The organism is Methanococcus voltae (genome assembly GCF_024807655.1).
In the GTDB taxonomy this organism is placed as follows: domain Archaea; phylum AGJL01; class Methanococci; order Methanococcales; family Methanococcaceae; genus Methanococcus; species Methanococcus voltae_D.
The window spans coordinates 382,096-403,898 of sequence record NZ_JANUCR010000001.1; the positions used below are offsets into that span (position 1 = coordinate 382,096).

22 protein-coding genes are annotated in these 21,803 nt (G+C 26.4%); 8 read left to right on the forward strand and 14 right to left on the reverse strand.

Going from position 1 to position 21,803, the window contains the following annotated elements; genetic code table 11:
- Window positions 1–162: 162 nt before the first annotated feature.
- The 3 genes from J3E06_RS01770 to J3E06_RS01780 form a co-directional block, all read right to left on the reverse strand.
- A complete protein-coding gene (locus tag J3E06_RS01770; protein WP_048187191.1) occupies window positions 163–582 on the reverse strand; it encodes a class III signal peptide-containing protein in 420 nt (139 codons plus the stop codon).
- Window positions 583–740: 158 nt separating this feature from the next.
- On the reverse strand, window positions 741–1,757 hold the full coding sequence (locus J3E06_RS01775; RefSeq protein ID WP_013180605.1) for an A24 family peptidase C-terminal domain-containing protein: 1,017 nt from the start codon (window positions 1,755–1,757) through the stop codon (window positions 741–743).
- A 138-nt stretch (window positions 1,758–1,895) separates the two neighbouring features.
- Entirely contained in the window at window positions 1,896–2,264 is a 369-nt protein-coding gene (locus J3E06_RS01780; RefSeq protein WP_048187193.1) for a cysteine-rich small domain-containing protein, read from the reverse strand.
- 233 nt (window positions 2,265–2,497) lie between these two features.
- Between J3E06_RS01780 and J3E06_RS01785 the strand changes: the two genes are divergently transcribed.
- From J3E06_RS01785 to hypF, 6 genes are all read left to right on the forward strand, one after another.
- Window positions 2,498–3,361, forward strand: a complete 864-nt coding sequence (locus J3E06_RS01785) for an HDIG domain-containing metalloprotein (RefSeq protein ID WP_013180607.1) — start codon at window positions 2,498–2,500, stop codon at window positions 3,359–3,361.
- 59 nt (window positions 3,362–3,420) lie between these two features.
- Window positions 3,421–4,107: a 4Fe-4S binding protein gene (locus J3E06_RS01790; protein WP_013180608.1), complete on the forward strand. Its 687-nt coding sequence runs from the start codon at window positions 3,421–3,423 to the stop codon at window positions 4,105–4,107.
- Window positions 4,108–4,164: 57 nt separating this feature from the next.
- The gene (locus J3E06_RS01795; RefSeq protein WP_013180609.1) at window positions 4,165–5,442 is read left to right on the forward strand and encodes a DUF2117 domain-containing protein; all 1,278 of its coding nucleotides are present in this window, start codon (window positions 4,165–4,167) and stop codon (window positions 5,440–5,442) included.
- Window positions 5,443–5,523: 81 nt separating this feature from the next.
- Window positions 5,524–7,182: a thiamine pyrophosphate-binding protein gene (locus J3E06_RS01800; protein ID WP_013180610.1), complete on the forward strand. Its 1,659-nt coding sequence runs from the start codon at window positions 5,524–5,526 to the stop codon at window positions 7,180–7,182.
- 175 nt (window positions 7,183–7,357) lie between these two features.
- The gene (locus J3E06_RS01805) at window positions 7,358–8,230 is read left to right on the forward strand and encodes a topoisomerase DNA-binding C4 zinc finger domain-containing protein (RefSeq protein WP_048187195.1); all 873 of its coding nucleotides are present in this window, start codon (window positions 7,358–7,360) and stop codon (window positions 8,228–8,230) included.
- 266 nt (window positions 8,231–8,496) lie between these two features.
- A complete protein-coding gene (gene hypF / locus J3E06_RS01810; RefSeq protein WP_013180612.1) occupies window positions 8,497–10,989 on the forward strand; it encodes a carbamoyltransferase HypF in 2,493 nt (830 codons plus the stop codon).
- Between the two features lie 583 nt (window positions 10,990–11,572).
- Here the strand turns inward: hypF and J3E06_RS01815 are convergent.
- The 8 genes from J3E06_RS01815 to J3E06_RS01850 form a co-directional block, all read right to left on the reverse strand.
- Window positions 11,573–12,595, reverse strand: a complete 1,023-nt coding sequence (locus tag J3E06_RS01815; RefSeq protein WP_013180613.1) for a deoxyhypusine synthase — start codon at window positions 12,593–12,595, stop codon at window positions 11,573–11,575.
- A gap of 208 nt (window positions 12,596–12,803) precedes the next feature.
- On the reverse strand, window positions 12,804–14,018 hold the full coding sequence (gene thrC, locus J3E06_RS01820) for a threonine synthase (RefSeq protein WP_013180614.1): 1,215 nt from the start codon (window positions 14,016–14,018) through the stop codon (window positions 12,804–12,806).
- A 271-nt stretch (window positions 14,019–14,289) separates the two neighbouring features.
- On the reverse strand, window positions 14,290–15,069 hold the full coding sequence (locus J3E06_RS01825) for a DNA alkylation repair protein (RefSeq protein ID WP_013180615.1): 780 nt from the start codon (window positions 15,067–15,069) through the stop codon (window positions 14,290–14,292).
- A 122-nt stretch (window positions 15,070–15,191) separates the two neighbouring features.
- On the reverse strand, window positions 15,192–15,647 hold the full coding sequence (locus tag J3E06_RS01830) for a methanogenesis marker 5 protein (protein WP_013180616.1): 456 nt from the start codon (window positions 15,645–15,647) through the stop codon (window positions 15,192–15,194).
- Window positions 15,648–15,912: 265 nt separating this feature from the next.
- On the reverse strand, window positions 15,913–16,500 hold the full coding sequence (taw3, locus tag J3E06_RS01835; RefSeq protein WP_013180617.1) for a tRNA(Phe) 7-((3-amino-3-carboxypropyl)-4-demethylwyosine(37)-N(4))-methyltransferase Taw3: 588 nt from the start codon (window positions 16,498–16,500) through the stop codon (window positions 15,913–15,915).
- A 241-nt stretch (window positions 16,501–16,741) separates the two neighbouring features.
- Entirely contained in the window at window positions 16,742–17,083 is a 342-nt protein-coding gene (locus J3E06_RS01840; protein ID WP_013180618.1) for a DsrE/DsrF/TusD sulfur relay family protein, read from the reverse strand.
- Window positions 17,084–17,102: 19 nt separating this feature from the next.
- A complete protein-coding gene (locus tag J3E06_RS01845; RefSeq protein ID WP_013180619.1) occupies window positions 17,103–17,318 on the reverse strand; it encodes a sulfurtransferase TusA family protein in 216 nt (71 codons plus the stop codon).
- 205 nt (window positions 17,319–17,523) lie between these two features.
- Window positions 17,524–18,357, reverse strand: coding sequence for an SWIM zinc finger family protein (locus tag J3E06_RS01850; protein ID WP_013180620.1), 834 nt, complete (start codon window positions 18,355–18,357; stop codon window positions 17,524–17,526).
- Window positions 18,358–18,684: 327 nt separating this feature from the next.
- Here J3E06_RS01850 and J3E06_RS01855 point away from each other — a divergent pair, with 327 nt between their 5' ends.
- Window positions 18,685–19,593, forward strand: a complete 909-nt coding sequence (locus J3E06_RS01855) for an N-glycosylase/DNA lyase (protein ID WP_013180621.1) — start codon at window positions 18,685–18,687, stop codon at window positions 19,591–19,593.
- 129 nt (window positions 19,594–19,722) lie between these two features.
- A complete protein-coding gene (locus J3E06_RS01860) occupies window positions 19,723–19,857 on the forward strand; it encodes a rubredoxin (RefSeq protein WP_013180622.1) in 135 nt (44 codons plus the stop codon).
- 108 nt (window positions 19,858–19,965) lie between these two features.
- On the opposite strand, the gene hypA is transcribed toward J3E06_RS01860, so the two are convergent.
- The 3 genes from hypA to J3E06_RS01875 all read right to left on the reverse strand — a co-directional run bounded on the left by hypA (window position 19,966) and on the right by J3E06_RS01875 (window position 21,791).
- The gene (gene hypA / locus J3E06_RS01865; RefSeq protein ID WP_013180623.1) at window positions 19,966–20,346 is read right to left on the reverse strand and encodes a hydrogenase maturation nickel metallochaperone HypA; all 381 of its coding nucleotides are present in this window, start codon (window positions 20,344–20,346) and stop codon (window positions 19,966–19,968) included.
- A 114-nt stretch (window positions 20,347–20,460) separates the two neighbouring features.
- Window positions 20,461–20,922: an RNA-binding domain-containing protein gene (locus J3E06_RS01870; protein WP_013180624.1), complete on the reverse strand. Its 462-nt coding sequence runs from the start codon at window positions 20,920–20,922 to the stop codon at window positions 20,461–20,463.
- Between the two features lie 284 nt (window positions 20,923–21,206).
- Window positions 21,207–21,791, reverse strand: a complete 585-nt coding sequence (locus J3E06_RS01875) for a 50S ribosomal protein L15e (RefSeq protein ID WP_013180625.1) — start codon at window positions 21,789–21,791, stop codon at window positions 21,207–21,209.
- Window positions 21,792–21,803 lie beyond the last annotated feature (12 nt).

The window sequence follows — 21,803 nt, forward strand, 5'->3', positions numbered from 1 at the left end:
AATAATTAATAATAAATAATGAGTATCATAAATAAAATTGGATATATAAAATTAAATATGGTATAAAATCTCTTTTAATAAGGTAATCTATCTTTTACATTTTATATTAATTTATGGGTTTAGATTAACGATAAGTTTATTGTAAATTAAGTACAAATTCGTTTAATTCTCAAATTTTAAGGCAACCGTAGTATCTGCGGATACATTATCTTCAATATAATCTTTCAAAAAATTTTTATCATTTTCAGATACTGGCGTATCATTAGCCAATACTATCGTAATATCATATTGCCCCTCCCGATTAATTATTTCAGAACGTATGAAATATAAACTTGCTTCTGAACCATTATATCCAGAATTTAGCAGATTTACGGCAGATTTTGCAAGCACATCTACATCACCGACTTTTTTAACCTGTTGGTCTAAAACTTCATCCATAAAATGAGAAGTCATTGCATAGGAAATTACAAGTATTGCTAAAACCATTACTGAAAATTCTAAAGATAATTGACCTTTTTTACCTTTTTTACCTTCTTTTTGCTTTTTATATATATTAAAAGCAGTATTTTCAATTTTTTTCAAATTTTCACCGATTAATGTGAAATTATTGAGAAACTTTTTCATAATATTTGATTAATTCTATTATAATATATTTTATTTTTTTTATAGTATATATGAATATAGTGATTAATTATATAAATTGAATTATCTACGACAAATACCGATAAATACCAATTAAGTTAAATAGAACATATATTAAGATATTTTAACAGCAAAATGGTTATATAACTTAATAATACGAAAGGTACGAAAGGATAAGTCTTTAAAATATTTACATCGGTTATTTTGCCCTTCGAATTTAAATCTTTTATCAGGTCTATATCTTCATTCGACAAACCTTCCCCATCTAAATTAATAACTTTACCTTCTATTTTACCAATTTGGGCATTAAACATTATTTTTATTCTCTTAAAGAGGCTCGAATTATTAACAGAAACATTATCTCCATTTATGATAATTATATCCCGTATAATATCCCCTTCTTTTAATTCCGAAATTGGTTTCTTAATAGATATCTCTGCACCAGTCAAAGCATAAATTACAACAGAAAGTAAGCTTAATTCTAATCCATAAACTGCATAATTCAATAGTACGTTTTGAGTTAAAAAATATGAATTATCCATTGCGTAAATAGCTAATAAGTATAATGGGGACATATAACCCAAATATCTTGCTAATTTTCCATATATTTCGAATTTTCTACCCAAAAGTATTGAAATAATTGCAAAACCCCAAACAAATATCGATTTATAAGGTAAAGCATATATATCCACCACATAAGTAATTAAACCAATTATCATTGCCATATAACCTGCAGAAGGCACAATTTCCTTCCAATATTTTATAAATATGGTTTTCATTGGCCAAATACTTGCAAATATAAAACTTAATAGTATTATTGCAAATATAGGAATTGGAACATATAAAAAGCTTGAATATGCAAATATAGGTGCTAATGTGGCAAAAAGCTTAATATCCCCTCCACCCATACCTACACCAAGTATTAAACCCAAAATAAGCGTAGATATTAATGCCGCTATGGAATCAAATCCAAAATAATAAAATCCAACAGAAACATTTAACAAAAACATTATTATTGTGATATAATGCGGTATTATCTTTTCTTTTATATCAGTATATGTCGCCAATCCAATCAAAAAGCCATTTAATATATATGCAATAATCAAAAAATCCATAATTTCCACTTTTAAAGTTTATAATCTATTTTAATTTATGGTATTTAAATATATAAATTATTTAATTGTATTATTCTTTATTTTTTTATTATTTATCTTTGTATATACTCATTTATCCTTATTAGTGATATTTATCTTTTATTCATTGTTTTTTCCGAGTTTTTCTGCTACATTATTTTTAATATCTTCTAATATTGAAGGGTCTTCGTCTAATTTTTTAACTGCTTCCTCAATAGTGTCCATTTGAGTAATCTGCAATATTTGTTTTAGAACTTCTGAAGCTATTTCAGGTTTGTGAATCCACTTACAATTCATACAGCTCCATATTTTAGAACCATCTTTTCTCGTAATGCAATCACCTAATTCTTCATCATTGCAAGGATAAAATGGACAATAGCACCATAAACAAGACTGTCCTTCATAATGACAAGGATAATATTCACAATTTGTATTCGCACCAGATGTTTCTAATACTTTTTTTAAATGCTGTTTTGCAAGGTCTATCATAATATCACACATTTATTGTTTATTACAAATACTTAGTATATTAATTCTAAATTATTTATTAATTGCCATTTATTTTTGGATAATTTATACTATTAAGTATCTTAAATGTTTAAAATAGGTTATAATGATATGTTTATTACTTATGTAATACATAAGCATATTAAATTAAAATATACTTAAAATATAAAATTAAATAAACCTATTAATTAATTATTACAAATTGAGGAAATAATATGATAAAACATACCTGTAATATGGATAATTTAACAGTTGACAGCCTATTTAAAGAAGCAGAAAAAATAAATGACCCCGTACTTAAAGAAAAAACTATTGAATTTTTAAAAAATCCCCTCCCAACACACAGTGAAATAGAATTGTCTAACGTTTCGTTAGAAGAGTCCCCTGCAAGTGTTAAAAGACATCACAAGTACCCAAAAGGACTTTTGGAGCATACAATGGCAGTAACTAAACTTTCATATAATATTGCAGTAGCCTTGGAAGAAGTTTATGGCTTAGAATTAGATAAAGATTTAATTGTTGCAGGAGCACTACTCCACGACATAATGAAACCCCAAAATTACCAAATAAAAGAAGAAATAAAAGAATATAAAGTTAAAATTAATAATAATGACAAAAATTGTAAAGATTTTAAAGATAATGAAAATTCAGATGAAAAAACTGAAAAAACTGAAAAAACAGAATACATAACTGAAACTAAGGTCATTAGACGATTTGACCACAGTTCAGATTTTCATTTGGAACACTTGACTTTAGCGACTTCAGAGCTTTATAAAAGAGATTTTCCATTAAAATTAATCAAAGTTGTTTCAAGTCATCACGGTGATTATGGTTCTTCACGCCCTGATTCGATAGAAGCTTGGATTATACATCACGCTGATAATATGGACGCTAATTTAAACGATATAGCAATTAGAATTGGAAATTCAAGAGCAAGAGACTTGAATGTTGATGATAACAAATTATATGAAAAAATAACTCCTTTAAAAATATATGAATTACGTTCACATATTGGAAAAGAGAATTTAATTGAATATTTAAAAAATATGATGAATTCAAATGAAGAAAATAAGAGATAAAAGTAAGGAATTAAAAATAAATAAATATATAACTCCTAATTTTAACTTTTAGGGATAATATGTTAAAAAAAACAGTTCAAAAAGGAATTTCAAAAAGCAAATTATTAAAAAACATTCTTTCAAACGTTTTAAGTCCAAAAGAATTTGATAAACAAGCTCGAACTAAAAAACCCATAGTTATAGATTGTTTAGCTTGTGGTTTATGTGAAAAGGTATGTACTACAGAATCTATTAAAATATTTAAATTTAAAGATATTATATGTGAAAACTGTGGTGCTTGTGCAAATGTATGCCCAGTAGATGCCATAAATCTTAATAGGTTTGATATAGATTCTGAAAAATGTATACAATGCGGTTATTGTGCGTTATTTTGTACAATACCAATAATTATGAATGAAATACCTATAATAAATACCCCTCATATCACAAATGAATGTAATAATTGCGGGCTTTGTGTCCCAAAATGTCCAGAAAAAGCAATATCCTACGATAAATCATTATCAAAAATTGTAATATCTGATAATTGTAGATATTCCAAAAATAATAATTTAGAAATAAATGAAAAAAACAAATTAAATGACGAATGTATGATTTGTAAAAATTATTGTCCAATGAATGCGATAATATTACCAAAAGATTACAATAAAGCTTGCATTATAAAATTAGACATCAATTCGTGTATATTTTGTAAAGATTGTCAATATATATGTCCGTTAAATGAGAAAGGAATAGAATTCAATGAATGATGCAAAAATAACCCATATGATTTATTAAAATTATGTGAAATTATAAAATGTGAAATTATGAAAAACAATTTTCAAAATAATAAAATTAAAATAGGAATTGTAGTTCACGGCCCTGAAATTATTGATAGCAGATATGCTAAAAAAATAATCGATATAATTAAAAATTATAAATTTTCCTCCGAGTTAGAGTTTGAAAAAGAAATATATGTAAAATTAGGGGGTACAATGGGGAGGGTTGCCGTTATAGACAATAATTTGGAAGAAATAATCGATATTTCGGAAAAATTAGTACCTTCTAAGTCCCTTCAAAAACTCGGGGAATTCAATGATATATTATTTTTGCTAAATTATGGTAAATCCAAAATTACAGGTCATACCTTTGGTAAAATTGTTATAAACAATTCCAAAGTTCACAAAACGGTTATTCAAATTGAAAGACCTGGTGAAAAAGATGGAACTATATTATTATGGAATAAAAAATATATTGGGGAAAATTTAAAAAATAAAAAAAATAATGCTGAAGATAATTTTAAAGATAATACCTATAATGAACGTTTTGAAAGTTTTGTCAATGGACTAATTAACGTTATTAGTACTGAATTTAACATATCCGTTGAAAACTGCATAAGTAAAGGTATGAATGTATATTATGACGAATTAGGAAATCAATGCCGTAAAATACACGGTGTAAGCCCTAATGAATCAATAATGGTTAATGGGATAGTTGTAGGACGTTCAAAAGGCGAAGAAGTAATAATTATTTGCAAAGATGGTAAAATTATCGATATCAAAAATGCAGAAGTTAAATGGCACGGTGTTGAAAAATTGGGAGATATCGATTTGAACAACATAATTATTAAAACTGGTATGTTAAGACGACATAGTAATTTATGCGAAGATTTAAACATTGACGTTAAATTAAACGATGTTAAAAATAAAAATACCGATGATAAAAAAGTTGGAAAGTTGATAGTTATACACCACGCTGGAGAAAATACTTTGGAAATGCTAAAAAAAGGTCCTATTTCAGCAGTATTGACTATTGGCGATGATACAACCACAGTTTGTGGAGACATACTTGCAAGATTCGGTATTAAAATAATTGGCATTACCGATGGCGATAAAGACGAAATTCTTGATAATCCTCGATTAACTAATGGTTCAAAAGTATTTAAAATATTAAACGCAAAAGATGATGATGTAGGCGATTATATCATTGAAAATTCCACTTTTGAAGATTTAAAAAGTTTTGAAGAACATTTTATATCTATTTTTAAATTAATAGAAAATTATTCACCAAAATTGAAATACACTCTTGAAGAAATTAACAAATAAGGTTTTAAAATTAAAAAAGAATAAATAATAAAGAATAAAAAAGAATAAAAAAAAATTAACCAAGATTTAATGAGGGATTTAATGAATAATTCAAATTCTAAAAAATTTGTGGACAAATTAGTTGATTTTTTAGAATACAATGAAATAAAAACCATTTTTTCATATCCTGGTGAACAAATATTACCATTTTATAGGGCAGTTGAAAATTCTAATATAAAATTAATAACTGTTAAACACGAGCAAGCTGCAGCCCATATGGCCGATGGTTATTCTCGAATCACTAATGAAACGGGTGTTTGTTTAGTTACTGCAGGACCTGGTGCAACCAACATAACAACGGGTGTTGCTACAGCATATCGGGATAATTCTTCTATTGTATGTTTTACGGGTCGATGTCCTTCAAAATACATCGGTACGGAATTTTTCCAAGAAATACCTATGAATTTCTTAGATTTTGAAGAAGGTTGTTATATTTGTGAATCAGACGATGAAAACCTATCAAATATAAAAAAGGTATTTGAAAAAAGCTTATTTACTCGAAAACCTATCCAAATAAATATTTCAAAAAATGTTTATGATTCGATTGATAAATCATTTGGTTCGTTAAAAATTACAAAGAATTATAAATCTTATGAAAAGTATATTAATAATCATAACAATAGTGAATTATGTAACAAACTACATACTAAATACTGCATAAATACTATGAATAATGAAATAGTTGAAAATCTTGAAATCATTGAATATTTTGAGAATTTAAAAAATAATGAACTTGTTCAAAAATCTAAAAATCCTATGTTATTACTTGGGCAGGGTATTTTTGGACAACTTGATTATTCCGAAATAATTCATATTGACGAGATACTAAAAACCTTAAAAATTCCTATAGTTACTACATACCCTGCAAGAGGCGTTATTTCAGAAGAAAATGAGAAATGCTTCGGTATGATAGGAAGAAGAGGTTATTTTGCCAACAAATATTTAAAAAATTGTGATTTACTAATAAATTTAGGTTCAAGTTTATCGTACAATACAATACTTGAATCTTGGAATGATATTAACTCAAAAATTATTAATTTAGATATTAATATCAATTGCATTTCAGATATTGAAGTAATTGTTAAAAATTTCAACGAGATTTTTAATAACCCCGATATATTTCAAAAACATTGTAATTATGAAAAAAATAACAAAAATATATTTAAAAATATATTGGAATTTAAAGATTACTCAAAAAAAGTTAAAAAATTAATAGAATCAATCCCTAATGATTCGATTATAATAACAGATGCGGGAAATCATACTGTATTTACATCGCTATTTAAAAAGTGTACATTACCTAAAAGTATCATATCATCCCATAGTATGGGTACTATGGGTTTTGGGCTTCCTTGTTCCATTGGTGTCAAGTACGGGTGTATTGACAAAAATATAAACAGAGAAGTCATAAACATTAATGGAGACGGCGGAATTCAGATGAATATCCAAGAATTAGCAACTGTTGCCAAAAATAACTTAAAAATATTAATAGTAATTATGAAAAATAGTAGATTAAACATTTTTTGTGATTTGGACAACCCTGACTATTTAAAAATTGGGGAAGCTTATGGCATAACGTCCAAATTAGTTAAATCAGAAAATGAAATAAAAAAATGTGTGGATGAATATTTAAAAGGTAGTGGTCCTTTAATTTTAGTAGTCGAATGTGAAGATGAAAGTTTACCGAAGCCTGAATATTAAATATATCAAATAAACAACCATATAATATGAAATATAGATAAATAATATTTAATTATTCAAAAATAAATAATTAAAAAAACGAAAAAACGAAAAAAACAAGAATTTAACAAATGTATAAACTTAAACTAATTTAAAATTAATGTTTTATATATTTGAATTATACCTCGGTGAAAAAATGGGGCACGACTTATTTAAGGAATTAACAAAAAATATACACTTTAACGTAACAGAATTGGATAAAAATAACTTTGGTCAAGATTGGCAAGTTCCAGAATGTTTAGTGTCAATGATTGGAATAAAAAATGGTAAAAAGCCAGTTTTCTATTATGGAATTACTCAAAACTATAGAACTTCTTTCATAATTAAAAAAGGAAAATCTGAAAACGGAAATAACTTTATAAATGCAAGAGTTTATTTAAAATTTGACAAAGATTCATTAGTAGAAAAAGAAAAATATATCGTAAGTAATGGATTCACAGGATTGCTCTTAGCCGTCAAAATCAGTAAACCTGAATTCATAGCTACATTTAAAAACCTATTGCTTGAAGATTATTCAAAGAATGATATTCACGTGAAAGATGTACTCGACAGGATTAAAGATAGGAACGAGTTAACCTCCATCGAAGAAAGTGCCGAGTACATTGCAAATAGAGATTATGAATGGCTAATCGGTAGAATTAAATATATGTCTAAAATGTTTAATTATTCAGGCGAAGGATTTTGGTTATTACCTTTAAAAACAGAGTCTGAAATCACTAAAGGAATGTGCCATAAAAACGATGAATTAATCATTGATTTAGAATATGCAAAGTTGTTTGAAAACTATTTGGTTTACGTTGATGTCGAAAATGAAGTAATAAGGTACAATGGCGATAGATTGTGCAAAAATAAAAATACATTGACTGATGAACTAAAAAATAGAAGTGAAAATGTATGTCCTTGGTGCGGAAGTGCTTTAAGAAGTATCAGAACTAAAAAAGGAGAATTCTTAGGATGTACAGGATATCCAAAATGTTTATACAGGAGATATTTAAATAAAAAATACTAATTAAAAATATTAAATAAATTATTTTTTTCTATTTTAAAACTTTTAAAATATTTAAGATTTTTAAAACTAATTACTTATTATGTATTTTAAAGTAGTTATTCTAAAATATAATATCTTAACATCTAAATATAATAATATATGAATTATATAAAATTAATTAAAAAGTAATTAATAAAGCTTTGAATTAATATATAATCAACATATATTGAAATTAAATATGATGCATTAGAGTTATAAGTTATTGTTTTTGTTAATTAAGTGATAAAATGTTAAAAAAAATTTTTGTAAGTGGTATTGTTCAAGGCGTTGGATTTAGACCTTTTGTTTATAATATCGCAAAAAAAAATAATCTAAAAGGATATGTCAAAAATAAAGGGAATTTTGTGGAAATAGTAGTTAATGGTAATTTAAAAGATATAAACAACTTTTTAATAAATTTAAAAGAGGAAAAACCTGTGTTATCAAAAATAAATAAATTAGAAATAGAAGATATTGATACAAATAATGATTTAGATAATGATTTAAATAATAAATTAGATGGATTAGAAGAATTAAATAAAGAATTTCATATATATTCGAGTCAAAATGTAAATAATGAAGTAGCCGGTACAATACCGCCCGATATAGCATTGTGCGATGATTGTATAAAAGAATTGAAGGATAAAAAAGATATTCGATATGAATATCCGTTTATTGCTTGCGTAAACTGTGGTCCAAGGTTTACAGTTATAAAAAAACTACCTTATGACCGAGAAAACACTTCGATGGACAAATTTCCATTATGTGAAAATTGTGAAAAAGAATATAAAAATCCAAATGATAGAAGATTCCACGCTCAAGCGAATTGTTGCGATAAATGTGGTCCAAAAGTATTTTTAACAGATTCGAATGGAAATAAATTATTAGAAAAAGAATCAGCAATTAAAAAAGCCGTTGAACTATTGGAAGATGGTAAAATACTTGCAATAAAAGGAATTGGTGGCACACACTTGGTATGTGATGCAAATAACGATGATGCTATATTAGAACTTAGAAAACGGTTAAATAGACCTACGCAAGCTTTTGCAATTATGAGTACTGAAGAAAAATATCCATTATTTTCAAAATTCACAAAAATAGAAGAAGAAGCCCTAAATTCATATAGGAGACCAATAGTGGCTTTAAAGAAAAAAGAAAACGGTTATAATAAATACATTTCTGAAAATATTTCTAATTTAGACACTGTAGGCGTAATGTTGCCATATTCTGGCTTACATTATTTATTATTTGGCAAATGTACTGCATATGTAATGACTTCTGCAAATCTACCAGGATTACCGATGGCAATTACAAATGACAAAATTATCGAAAGTTTAAAAGATATTGCAGATTATTTCTTATTACACAACCGAGATATTGTAAATAGATGCGATGATAGCGTTTTAAAATTAATATCTAATAGAATGATGATATTAAGACGTTCAAGAGGCTATGCTCCAGAACCTATTGAAATAGATTTCTCAAAAATGGCAGAATTTGAAAATAAAAATAAATATAAAAATAAAGATGAAAATGAAAATGAAAATAAAGAAATTATAAATGAGTTAAATAATAAAAAAATTGAAAAAAACATAATATCTGTTGGAGCTGAATTAAATTCTGTAGCTTGCTTAACTAAAGGAAATAAGTTTTATATGACTCAGTATATCGGAAATACGTCAAAATATGAAACTTACAACTATTTAAAAGATGCTGTACATAATATCCTTAGATTAACAAATACAAATAAGTTAGATACGATTGTTTGCGATTTGCACCCTCAATTTAACTCCAAAAAATTTGCTAATGAACTAACAAAAGAATATGATGCACCTATGTTTGAAATACAACATCATGCTGCTCACGTATATTCATTAATGGGCGATAATGGGTTTTTTGAACCCAACATAACCATTGCCCTTGATGGACTTGGATATGGTAAAGATGGCAATATTTGGGGTGGAGAATTATTATATTGCGATAAAAACTATGAAATACATCGTATAGGTCATTTAGAAGAACAGTTGCAATTGGGTGGTGATTTATCCACAAAATACCCCCTTAGAATGTTGTTTTCCATACTTAGCAAAAAAATGAGTCTTGATGAATCATTTGAATTTGTAAAAAAATACATTGGAAAATACCCCGAATTAACAGAAAAAGAATTAAAATTAATTAAAATGCAAATAAAAAGTGGATTAAATACTGCAATTACCACATCAACCGGTAGAGTATTAGATAGCGTAGCTGCTTTGTTATCCGTTTGTTTCAAAAAAACTTATGATGGAGAACCGTCTATAAGATTAGAAGCTTTTGCAAATAGCTGTGATGAAAAAGAAAAAAAGCAAATATTAGAATTTGTTGAAAATATGGATAACATTCGTTATTCAAGACTTATTGATTATGAAAATAATATTATAAAAACCTCCGAAATAGTTTATGATTGTTATACCCTGTTGCAAAATGAAGTATTTAGTAAAAAAGGGATAGCATACTATGCTCATTTAGTTTTGGCTAACTGTTTATGTATTATTTCCGAGAATTCTGCTAAAAAATTGAATATCAATACCTTGGGACTTACTGGAGGAGTTAGCTATAACAGAATAATAACAGAATATATGGTAATTAAATTAAAAAATAAAGGTTTTAATATACTTTTACATAATAATGTGCCAAATGGAGATGGAGGAATTGCATTCGGACAATCTGTAGGTTATATTTTGAAAAATGAGATAAATTAATCCAAATAATCTGAAATTAGATAATTTACTTTATTATTTTATTATTTTATTATTTTATTAGTTTACATTATTATTTTGTAGAATGCATATTCTTTATCCATTATAATACTTTCAAAATTTTTAGATTCCGCAATACGCTAATTATGAGCATTAAATCGTAAGCTATATATATTACGGAAGTACTATAATGTAATGTGCATTAGTTGCACATAACCACTTAATTAAGGTCACCCTATTAAATACCAGTATTTAATAATTTGAATTCATTTAGTTGATATTTTAAAATATATGGATTATGTTATATGTTAATACTTGATAAAACACCGTTATATTTACCAAGTTAGCATGAACGATTTATATAAGCTTAAATCTTATTTAATAAAAATATTATCATATATTTTTATTAATCGTTAGATATTTTTTAAATTATTTGAATTTACTAAATTCTTTTAATGTTTTAACATTTTAAGTTAATTAACATTAAAGTCTATTTTAAAAAAATTAAAAAAGTATTATTTTTGTATATTATTATTATTATTATTATTGTATATTATCATATAATAGTATATATGAACCCATAAACTTATTTAAAAACTGTATACGTCAATATTGGGAATACAATAGTAGCATCTGCCCATATTTCAGTATAATCGGCTTTTGTTTGGATTTTACCCCAAGAGACACCTTCTTCGGGGGGTGCGCCACTTAAAGAACCGTCTGCAGGCGTTGCTGTTGTAATGTATATTGCATAGTCCGTTCCTTCTCTAAATAAATTAGCGTTGATTATACTATGTTTAGGCAATGAGCCGCCCAAAACAATACAGGCTGTTTTATTAGCATCTATTGCTTTATCATTCAATTTTACAATATCACTTGCAACATCTATGATTAAATTAGTGTCTTTTTCATTTTTCTTGTAGAAATAAAGCATATCACCTATTGAACCGTCGGTGATTGCAGGGCAGAATATAGGAATATTATTTTTATATGCCCAGTAAGTTATTGAGTCTTCTTTTTCTTTTCCAAGATTTTCGTCCATAAATCTACCTAATTCATAGCAGAACTCACTTGCAGAAATTACTTTGTGTGTTTCTTTTTGTTTTAACGCTAATTCATCAAAAAACTTGGTCATATAGGTTTCAAATTCAATGTATCGGTCATTTGGGACGTAAATATTTCCTATTCTATTTATGCCTTGTTCACGCAATTCCACGCCATTTAAATTCCAATCGCCCATTATAAATGGTTTTACACATTTTATAAAGTCCTCTTCAATACCTCCTGCAGTGGTAACGAGAACGTCAACTTTATTATGCTTTACAATGTATGCAATGATTTCACGCAGTCCTGATGACACCATATTTGAAGTATAGCCCATAAAAACTACTACTTCCTCAGTTTTTCTAAGTTCTTCAATTTTCTTCCAAATTTTTACAGCTTTGCCAAGATGTGATGCTTGAAATCCTATTTTTGAGTAATAGTTAGATACTACATCTTTTAAAGAAATATCTTCATCTAAATTCGGTCCTTTAACATATTCGAGAGTTTCAAAAATTTTTTCCAAATCTTCGGACTCTTTAAATATTATATCTTTTGGATTTGCCATAATTCACCCATATAAATTATTATTATTATTATTATTATTATTATTCTTAGTATTATTTTATTATGTTATATTGTTATTAGTATTATTGGTTGAATATTTTATATCATTAACCAAAGTGTTTTTAAGTAAATTATTGTTAAAAATTAAAAATAAAAATAAATAAGTATTATTTAAAAAAATTAAAATTCTTTAAGTAAGTGAACTAAAATTATTCTTCAATTACTTTCTTTAAAATTTCCATATCGCATTCAATTTCAGAAGGTAATGTACTTGCTTTGATTGCTGCGTCAGGGTCTTTTAAACCGTTTCCAGTAGTAATACATACAATTTTTCCTTCTTTATCGATTGCACCCATATCTAATAATTTTATTAAACCTGCGATTGAGGAAGCTGATGCTGGTTCTACGAAAATACCTTCTGTTTGAGCCAATAATTTTTGAGCCGCAGTTATTTCTTCATCACTTACAAATTCAGCTAAACCATTTGATTGATAAATAGCTTCGAGAGCCTTTACAGCATTTACAGGGTTTCCAATTCTTATTGCGGTTGCTATTGTTTCAGGATTGTCTTCTGGATTGATATTATCTTTTTGAGCTTTATAAGCCTTAACAATTGGTTGAGCACCTTCTGCTTGGATACCTATCATTTTTGGTAAGCTATCAATTAAGTCTGTTTCTTTAAACTCTTTGAAACCTTTCCATATTGCACTTATATTTCCTGCATTACCAACTGGTAAAATAACAGTACTTGGAGCTTCAAAATCCAACTGGTCGCAAATTTCGAAACCGATTGTTTTTTGACCTTCTAATCTAAATGGATTTACTGAGTTAAGTAAGTAAAGTTTGTTTTCGAGTGCTAAGTTTTTAATCATAACTAAAGCTTGGTCAAAGTTTCCATTGATTTGAACTACTTTTGCACCGTAAAACATAGCTTGAGCCAACTTACCGAGTGCTACTTTACCACCAGGTAATAAAACGATACATTTTTTACCAGACCTTGCTGAATAAGCTGCTAATGATGCTGAGGTATTACCTGTTGAAGCACAACCAACTACGGGAGCGCCCAATTCATTTGCTCTTGTCACACCTACAGTCATTCCTCTATCTTTAAAACTACCGGTTGGGTTTGCACCTTCGTTTTTAATATAAAGTTCCTTTAAACCTAACTTTTTAGCTAAGTTGTCGCATTTATATAATGGAGTTCCGCCTTCCCAAAGACTAACGATTTTATTTGTATCTTTAACTGGCAAATATTCCAAATATCTCCAAACACCGCTTCTTCTTTCCCTTAATTGTTCCTTTGAAACTTCATTTTTAATTTTTTCGAGGTCATATTTAATTTCTAAAAGACCGCCACATTCACAGTTGTATATTATTTCATCTACGTCGTATTCTTTTCCACATTCTCTGCATCTTTGTATCATGATTTCACTTTTAAGAATTTATACTGGATTAATATATAAGAGATATAAGTTATTGAATTTGATTTAATTGATTTTCAATGTTTTCAAATCTAAATTTATAGATTCATACTTAATTCAGTATATAGTATTAAATTATAGGATATAAAGCTTACCTTGAATATATTAAAAAATGAGATAATAGGAGATAATTAAAAATAATAATAATAATAATAATAGTATAATAAAATTAAAATTATAAAATACTTATTAAAAAGTAGGATAAATTAAAGTATTACTTCATTGCTTCTTTTTTTAAATCCTTAGGCATTTTTTCAATAGCATATCTTAATGTAGTCCTAGTCATATTATTTTTATTTTCTAAAACATAATTATAAACTTCTTCTTGATATTTATCAGCAGTAACTTTTAAAAGCCAACCGATGCCTTTTTCGACCATATCATCACGAACCAGGATTAAAATATCTGCAGTTTTAAAAACCCTATCTCTAATATCCACTTTTCTTATGTGGGGTATCAACACAGTTGCACTTATTCTTTGTTCCCATCGGTTTTTAGAATCTGTAAATTTAAATAAATCATCTAATAACTCCGGATATTTTTTAGTTAGTTCATAAAATGCGTGTATTGAAAATTCATCCGAATATGCCCAATTTGTTATATAATTCGATGCAATGTATTTAAAAAATTCAAAATCTTCTTTTTCATAATATTTTTTAGATTTATGCAACATTATGAGTCCCAAATTCTTATATTCAAAAATAGGATTATCCAAAAGTTTTTTACAAATATCATATAAATCATTTTTTATTAATTTATTTACTTCTTCATTATTTAAATTAGTGTTTTCTCGATAATATTCTTTTAAATAAGTTTCTAACTTTTTATAATATTCATTAGAAATTTTTCTCAAAATAGGTACACGTATACCAATTGATTCACCAATATCTTCCTTAAAAAAGTTTTTTACAGATGTTTTGTAGGCATTAGAACAATTTGACATTATTTGATTGTCCATTTCAGCATTTAAATCATTTATAAATTTATCTTTCACAATTCCGCCCCATTATTTAAAATTAGAATAAATAAAATAGTAAAATAGATAATATCATAAAAAAATATAATTTATTTAGTATTTATTTAGTATTTATTTAGTATTTATTAATTAGTTATTAATTATTTATTTCCTAAATCTTCCAAAAATAAAGCTATCTTTTTAACAATTACTGTTGCATCTTCGTCTGATTCGGGGTATTCCAAATTTAATATTGGTACTTCAGACCTTCTAACCAAATATTTTGTTAATTCGTTTGTTCTTTCACAACCAACGCATCCAAAACCCATTGGTGCTTTATTCATTATGATTGCGGCTTCTGCTTCGTCAATAAGAGGTCCTATCATAGACATCCTGCCCCTAACACCCGATGGAACTTCAATTGCTGCATATTTTAAACCTTTTTTAGGGTCTTCATCAGTGATATTCATAGGTGGGTGGTCAATTTCTGCATTCCTTACTTTTTCACCGATTGCATTATTAATCATTAATGGTTTATGACCAAATCGTTCAACCAAATCTGCTAATATAAGGCTGTTTGTGGGATAAATAAATACTTTCAAATTTTCACCATCCATAAAATAATTTTAATTATAAAATATCTTTGATTCTTAGGATATCAATATCTTATGCATATATTTTATGTGTACTTCATATTTATTGTATATTTCTATTTTAAAATATAATATACTTTTCAATTGATTTTATTTTAAATTTATTTAGGACCTATGCATTATTTATTTTTATTTTAAGCTTTTTGAACGTTCTCAAAAATAAGTTTCTTGAATATATCGATATATATATATATATATATATATATATACATATATGTATATATATAATTTAACGACTAAATTCTTCATCAAATTTTAAATAAACCCTATGCAACATTTCTCTTGCTTTCATAAGTTTTAAATTACTTTCATTTAATAAAATATTTAAATAATTGTCGTCTACAACTAATTTACCATCAAATCCGATGGGGGCATCTAATTTCATAGTTGTCAAAAATTCTACAATATAACGTTTTTCAGATAAAGATTTTATCGAAGAAGCCTTTAAACCATTGTGGTAAGCTATTTCTAAAAGTTTTTTCGCAGAAAAAGCATCTTTACAAGCTATATGCATTATTGGAGAATTTAAAACAAAATAAAGTCTGTCATAATCCGGTGATGCACTTTCTATGGCGATATTCATTTCGTCAGTTGTTGCATAGTGGTGCCATTTTCCCAGCCATCTTGAATAAATTTTCGTATTCACGTTTTTTGGGAATTCCATAATCCCGCAACGACCTATACAGCTACTTGTCGTATAATACTCGTCTTCTTCGTTTATTCTATCTACAAAATACATTATTTCTTTATCAACAAGATTGTTATCTACAGCATACTGTAATTTTTTCATTTTATTGTATTTAGCTTCTAAAAACATAATTCACCAGATGAATAATTTAAAATTATAATAATTTGATTAATTTAGATATCTGTATACCCTTAAGGATATAAAAAATTGATTATGGAAATCGAGTATAAAAAGTTAGGAAAGTAAATAATACCCTATGAAAAAAGCTATATGAAAAATAAAAAAACTTAAAAAAATAATTAAAAAGAAAAATATTGTTAAATTAACCTGATGGTTAAGATAAATAAGTATTTAATTATAAAGTATTTATTTAAAAAGTAATTGTTCTATCGGCATCTTTAACGAAATCTACTAAATCGTGCATTGTAGCCAGTTGAACGCCTTCAACTAAATCTTCAGAAACTCCTCTTGCCTTTGAACAAGGACCACAAGCTTTAACAACAGCTCCTGCATCAATTGCGCCAGTTAATAGCTCTAAATAGTTAGGAACGTCCACTGGGTTTTGAGTACCTTTTGCAACGTAAACTGCATCTTCTAATAAAAAGATGTTAACATCGATACCTTCCACAAGTGCTGTAAGGGCAAATCTTAATGCAGAATATGCTCTTTCTTGACCATATGGTGCAGTTGTAATAATTACAGTAAATTTCATAAATATACCTCTTATTAAATTAGTTTTTTAAAATAACTACTTTGAAACCGTCAGAATTTCCATCTGCAGAAACTATTTTATGTCCTTTTTCTTCTACGAATCTTACGATATTTTGTAATGCAGGTTTGTAATCACCAGTTACGGTTAATTCTTCTCCTGAACTCATTGCATCTAATGCCTTTTTAGTTTTCAAAACCGGCATTGGGCAAACTGTTCCGCTTACATCTAAATCCATTTTATCACCAATATTAACATTATTAATAATCAATTTGGTTATTAAGTTATATAATACACAATTATGAATTTATAATTATAATTCATATTTATTTATCATTATTGTTCGTATTATATATTAATTGTAATTTATGACATTATTTTTTATGATATATTAATTATATAAATATATTCATTAGTGTAATTAATAACTAATCAATTATTAGTTAATCTAATAAGTCATAATATTCGTTGTCAATTATATAATCATTAACCATCCATAAATCATTGTTTGATTTAGATAAGTTTAAAAGTTTATGAATTACATCTTCATTTGAACGTTTAAATAACTCAGATATTAATTTGTGTAATATTTCTTCATAATATGAATCTTCTATGTCATAATAATATTTTGATTTTAAAAAATATTGTATAAATTCCATTATTTGTTCATCGGTTGCGTTATTTAAAAATTCATTTGATAAATAGGATTTAAATGTAAATATGTTCTTTTTTTCCAAATTTAATAATTTTAACATATTTTTAGCAAGTTCTAATTCATTTTTAATTCCATTACCATATTCAACATTATTATGTACTTTTGATTTATCAGTTTTAACTTTCTTGTCAAAATAATCAACCCATAAGTAATTATCAACAATTATATTCTTCAAATGAATTAGTATCTCTTCTTTAGGCAATTTATCTAATGAATTTAGTAATTTTTCACCATCAATGTATGTATCATTGAAATAAGATAAAATAAGTGCATATGCGTGCTTACAATTATTTTTATAACCGCACGTACATTGCCCCGTTAAATTCTTCAAATCGACTTTAACTTTGTATTTTTGACCGCCTGCAACTACACCATACAAATAATTGTCATATCTTACATTATAGATTATATTTCTATTCAGATAGTAATAATAACCCCTATCGATTACTTTTTCATTATATAAATTATTTAAAATTGTTTTATTTGATTCAATTCTCTTTTTAAAATTATTTTTATTGTTATCATTGTTATTTTTATTAGTATACTCTTGAAAATTACCCATAATATCCCAACATTATGCCCTTAATACATAAACACCGAAGATTAAAATAAATTTAATTAAATTTATTATGATATATAATTAGTATTAAATCTTATCAGTTTTCATTGATTTTTTTGATTTTTTCACATTTTTTAGAATAGGTAATATATAGTTCCAATACATATATACAATATGAAATTATGGAAATAATTTATACATTTAAATATATTTGCTAAAAAAATTTTTAAATATATTTATTTTATAAAGATATGAATTATATAATTCGGGATTCATAATATAATTTATTAACTTATATTTGATATTAACTTAATATCTGATGTGTGTGATATGATGAAAAAAATTACAATTAACAAATCAACAGAACATAGCGACGAAAATAAAAAGAACGAATTAATTAATTTACTTAAGAATTTTGACATTAACACAGCGAGAAAATTTGAAGAAGAAATTGATATCCAATACAAAATGTTAACCAACCTATATAATAGTTTAATAGAACAAGTTGAAGAAGAAATGCAAGATTTTTACGAAGATTTAGCGGTAGAAGTATTTGTTAAATTGGTAATTATGAATTCACTTATTAGCTATCAACTTTCTGGGACGGGGGAAGCGTGGTGGACGGAATTTAGTCAATATTGGTCCAATAAAGAGAATAAAATATTAGAAAAGTATTCGGGTAATAAAGAGCTATTACTTGAAGAATTTATCAATTTCTTGAAAAATTCTAAAGGAAATAGACGATTTCACATTACAAAAATAAAGAGACTTGAAAAAATATATGAATTTTTAAAGGATTTGACTTTCGAAGAAATAAAATATTACTATGAAAATATGGAAGAATTAAGAAATATCGTTTCTAAAAATTTAGATACGCAAAAAAGTGCTAAAACAGTTGTTTTTTCCATTAAAATGTATGGATATGCCTGCAGAATTTCACTTAAACAGTATATTGCATACCCTATGGATATTGAAATACCTTTGGACAGTAGAATTGAAAAGTATACTAAAAAAATATTAGATATTAATTTAAAAAATCCTAAAAAAATACAGGGCGTTAAATTAACTGATAAATATATGTTAGAATTTTGGAAAGAAGTTTCTAGAACAACAGAGATTCCACCATTACACATTGACTCAATACTATGGACTGCGTTAGGTAAATCATTTGATATCGAAAAATTGACCGATTCGGAAAAAACAAATATCGAAAAATTAATGGCATTTAACCAGGAATAATTTAAATTATTATTTAATAATATATTAAAATAATTAAATAAGTAAATATATATAATATCTTAATAATAATTTAATTATGTACAATAAAAGCTAAAAAAGCTATAATTATTAAAACAGAGGGGTGGTAATATGGCAATTTGGCAATGTACTGTTTGCGGATATAAGTATGATGAAGATAAAGAAAAAAAGAAGTTTGAAGACTTGCCTGCAGATTGCAAATGTCCTGTTTGTGGGGCCAAAAAAGAAATGTTTAAAAAATTATAATAATGTATAAAATAGATAAAAATAAAAAATAACTATATAATAAACATAAAATATCTATAAATTAACACATCAATTTTATTATTTTATTATTTTATTATTTTAGTAAGTTTATTCTTCATCGTCAAATTCAATTATGGCATTTTTAATATTAAACTCTTTTCCACCTTTTATTTTTAAGTGCATACTGTTGCATTTTGGACAATAAACGCCTATTTCGTCTTTTGGCATCGCATCACCCTCATAACCACAATCCTTACACAATATATGTGGCTTTATGTATTCTACATTAAATTTCATACCTTCACAGATTGTATTTTCAGCAATAACTTCAAAAGCAAATTTTAATTGTTCCATTTGAATTAATGTCAATTCCCCAACTTCAAGATTTATTTCAGAAACTTTTAATGGATTTTTACCAAGTTCTTTCTGATTTTCTACCGCTTCCATTAAAGCATTTAGTATCGAAGTTGCATAGGATAATTCGTGCATAATAACTCCCTCTAATCGTCAATAAAGATAAAATGAACTGAATAAATTGAATAAATTGAATAAAATGAATGAAGTATATAATTAATAAATAATTATATAGATGGTAAATAGTAATTAAAAAACAGATTTAGAATCTAAACGTTCTAAAAACAATCTTTTAACTTCTTCTTCTTTTCCACTGGGTTTAAAAAGCTTAAATTTTATCAAAACTCTTACGGTATCGTCCCCCTCTGAAAGAATACATTCATTTAAGTAAGCTTTTTGTTTATCAAATCTTAAATATATTGCATTTTTTTCAATTCTCAAATCTAAATCATTTTTTAAATCTTCGACATTTTTAGTGTTTTGCTTTAACATATCGACTATGTAATCATAAGTTATTTTTGCTTTTTTATTTTTAAGTTTAGCAGAGAATATATTTATTGGATTCTCAAAACAACCCTCTGTTTCAGTTATTTCTAAATCCACATCTTCGTCGTCAATTATATCTGGTATGAAAAAAGAAATTGCATCGAGAACTTTTTCCTCGTCTTCGGTCGCATTTGCGATTGTAGATATTTTTATACTATTAACCATTGTATCCCCAAAAATCTTGTTATTATATTGTTGAATATTTAAATATAAAATAGTATTCTTTTAAATTTCAAAATATGTATTAATTAATATATAACCATATATTTAAATATATGATATTATTATTCAACTAAACTACTAAATTATTACGTATAAATTACAAATTAAAATTTCAATAGTACTATGAAAAATAAATATAAAAAATAATAATTAAATAAATAATTAAAAAAATTAGATTAATAATATTTAATAATATTTAATTATTTTAATTATTTTAATTATTTTAATTATTTTGTTCTTTTTTGGTTAGCTCTTACACCAGGTCTTACTTTTTCAGCACCTTTACCTTTGTACATAAGACCTCTACCTTTCTTACCTGCAGAAGTTAATCCTCTGTAAACTCTACATTTGTTAGCACCGTCAGCTAAGAAACTGTACTTTTTATCATTTTTGATGGTTGGACAGTTTATATCTACCAAAATTACTTCGTACCATTTTCTTTTACCGTCTTCACCTACCCAGTAAGAGTTTAAAACTTCCATGTTAGGGTATCTTTTAGCAGCTCTTTCCTCAGCAATTCTCTGAATTGATTTTGCCATTGTGATTTTTTTAACTGCCATTGTTGCTGGTTTTTTAGAGTGTTTTGGTCTTGGTTTTCTCAAACCTCCTCTTCTTACAGCAACTCTAACTACGATAACGCCTTGTTTTGCCTTGTAGCCTAAGTTTCTTGCTCTGTCAATTCTTGTAGGTTTTTCTAATCTTACAACGGTTGGCTCTTTTCTCCAATCTTGCATTCTTACCCATTGTAAGTCTTTAACATATGATTCAGCAGGCTTTTTCCATGCTTCTTGGATATGTTTGTACATACTCATTTTATCACTCAC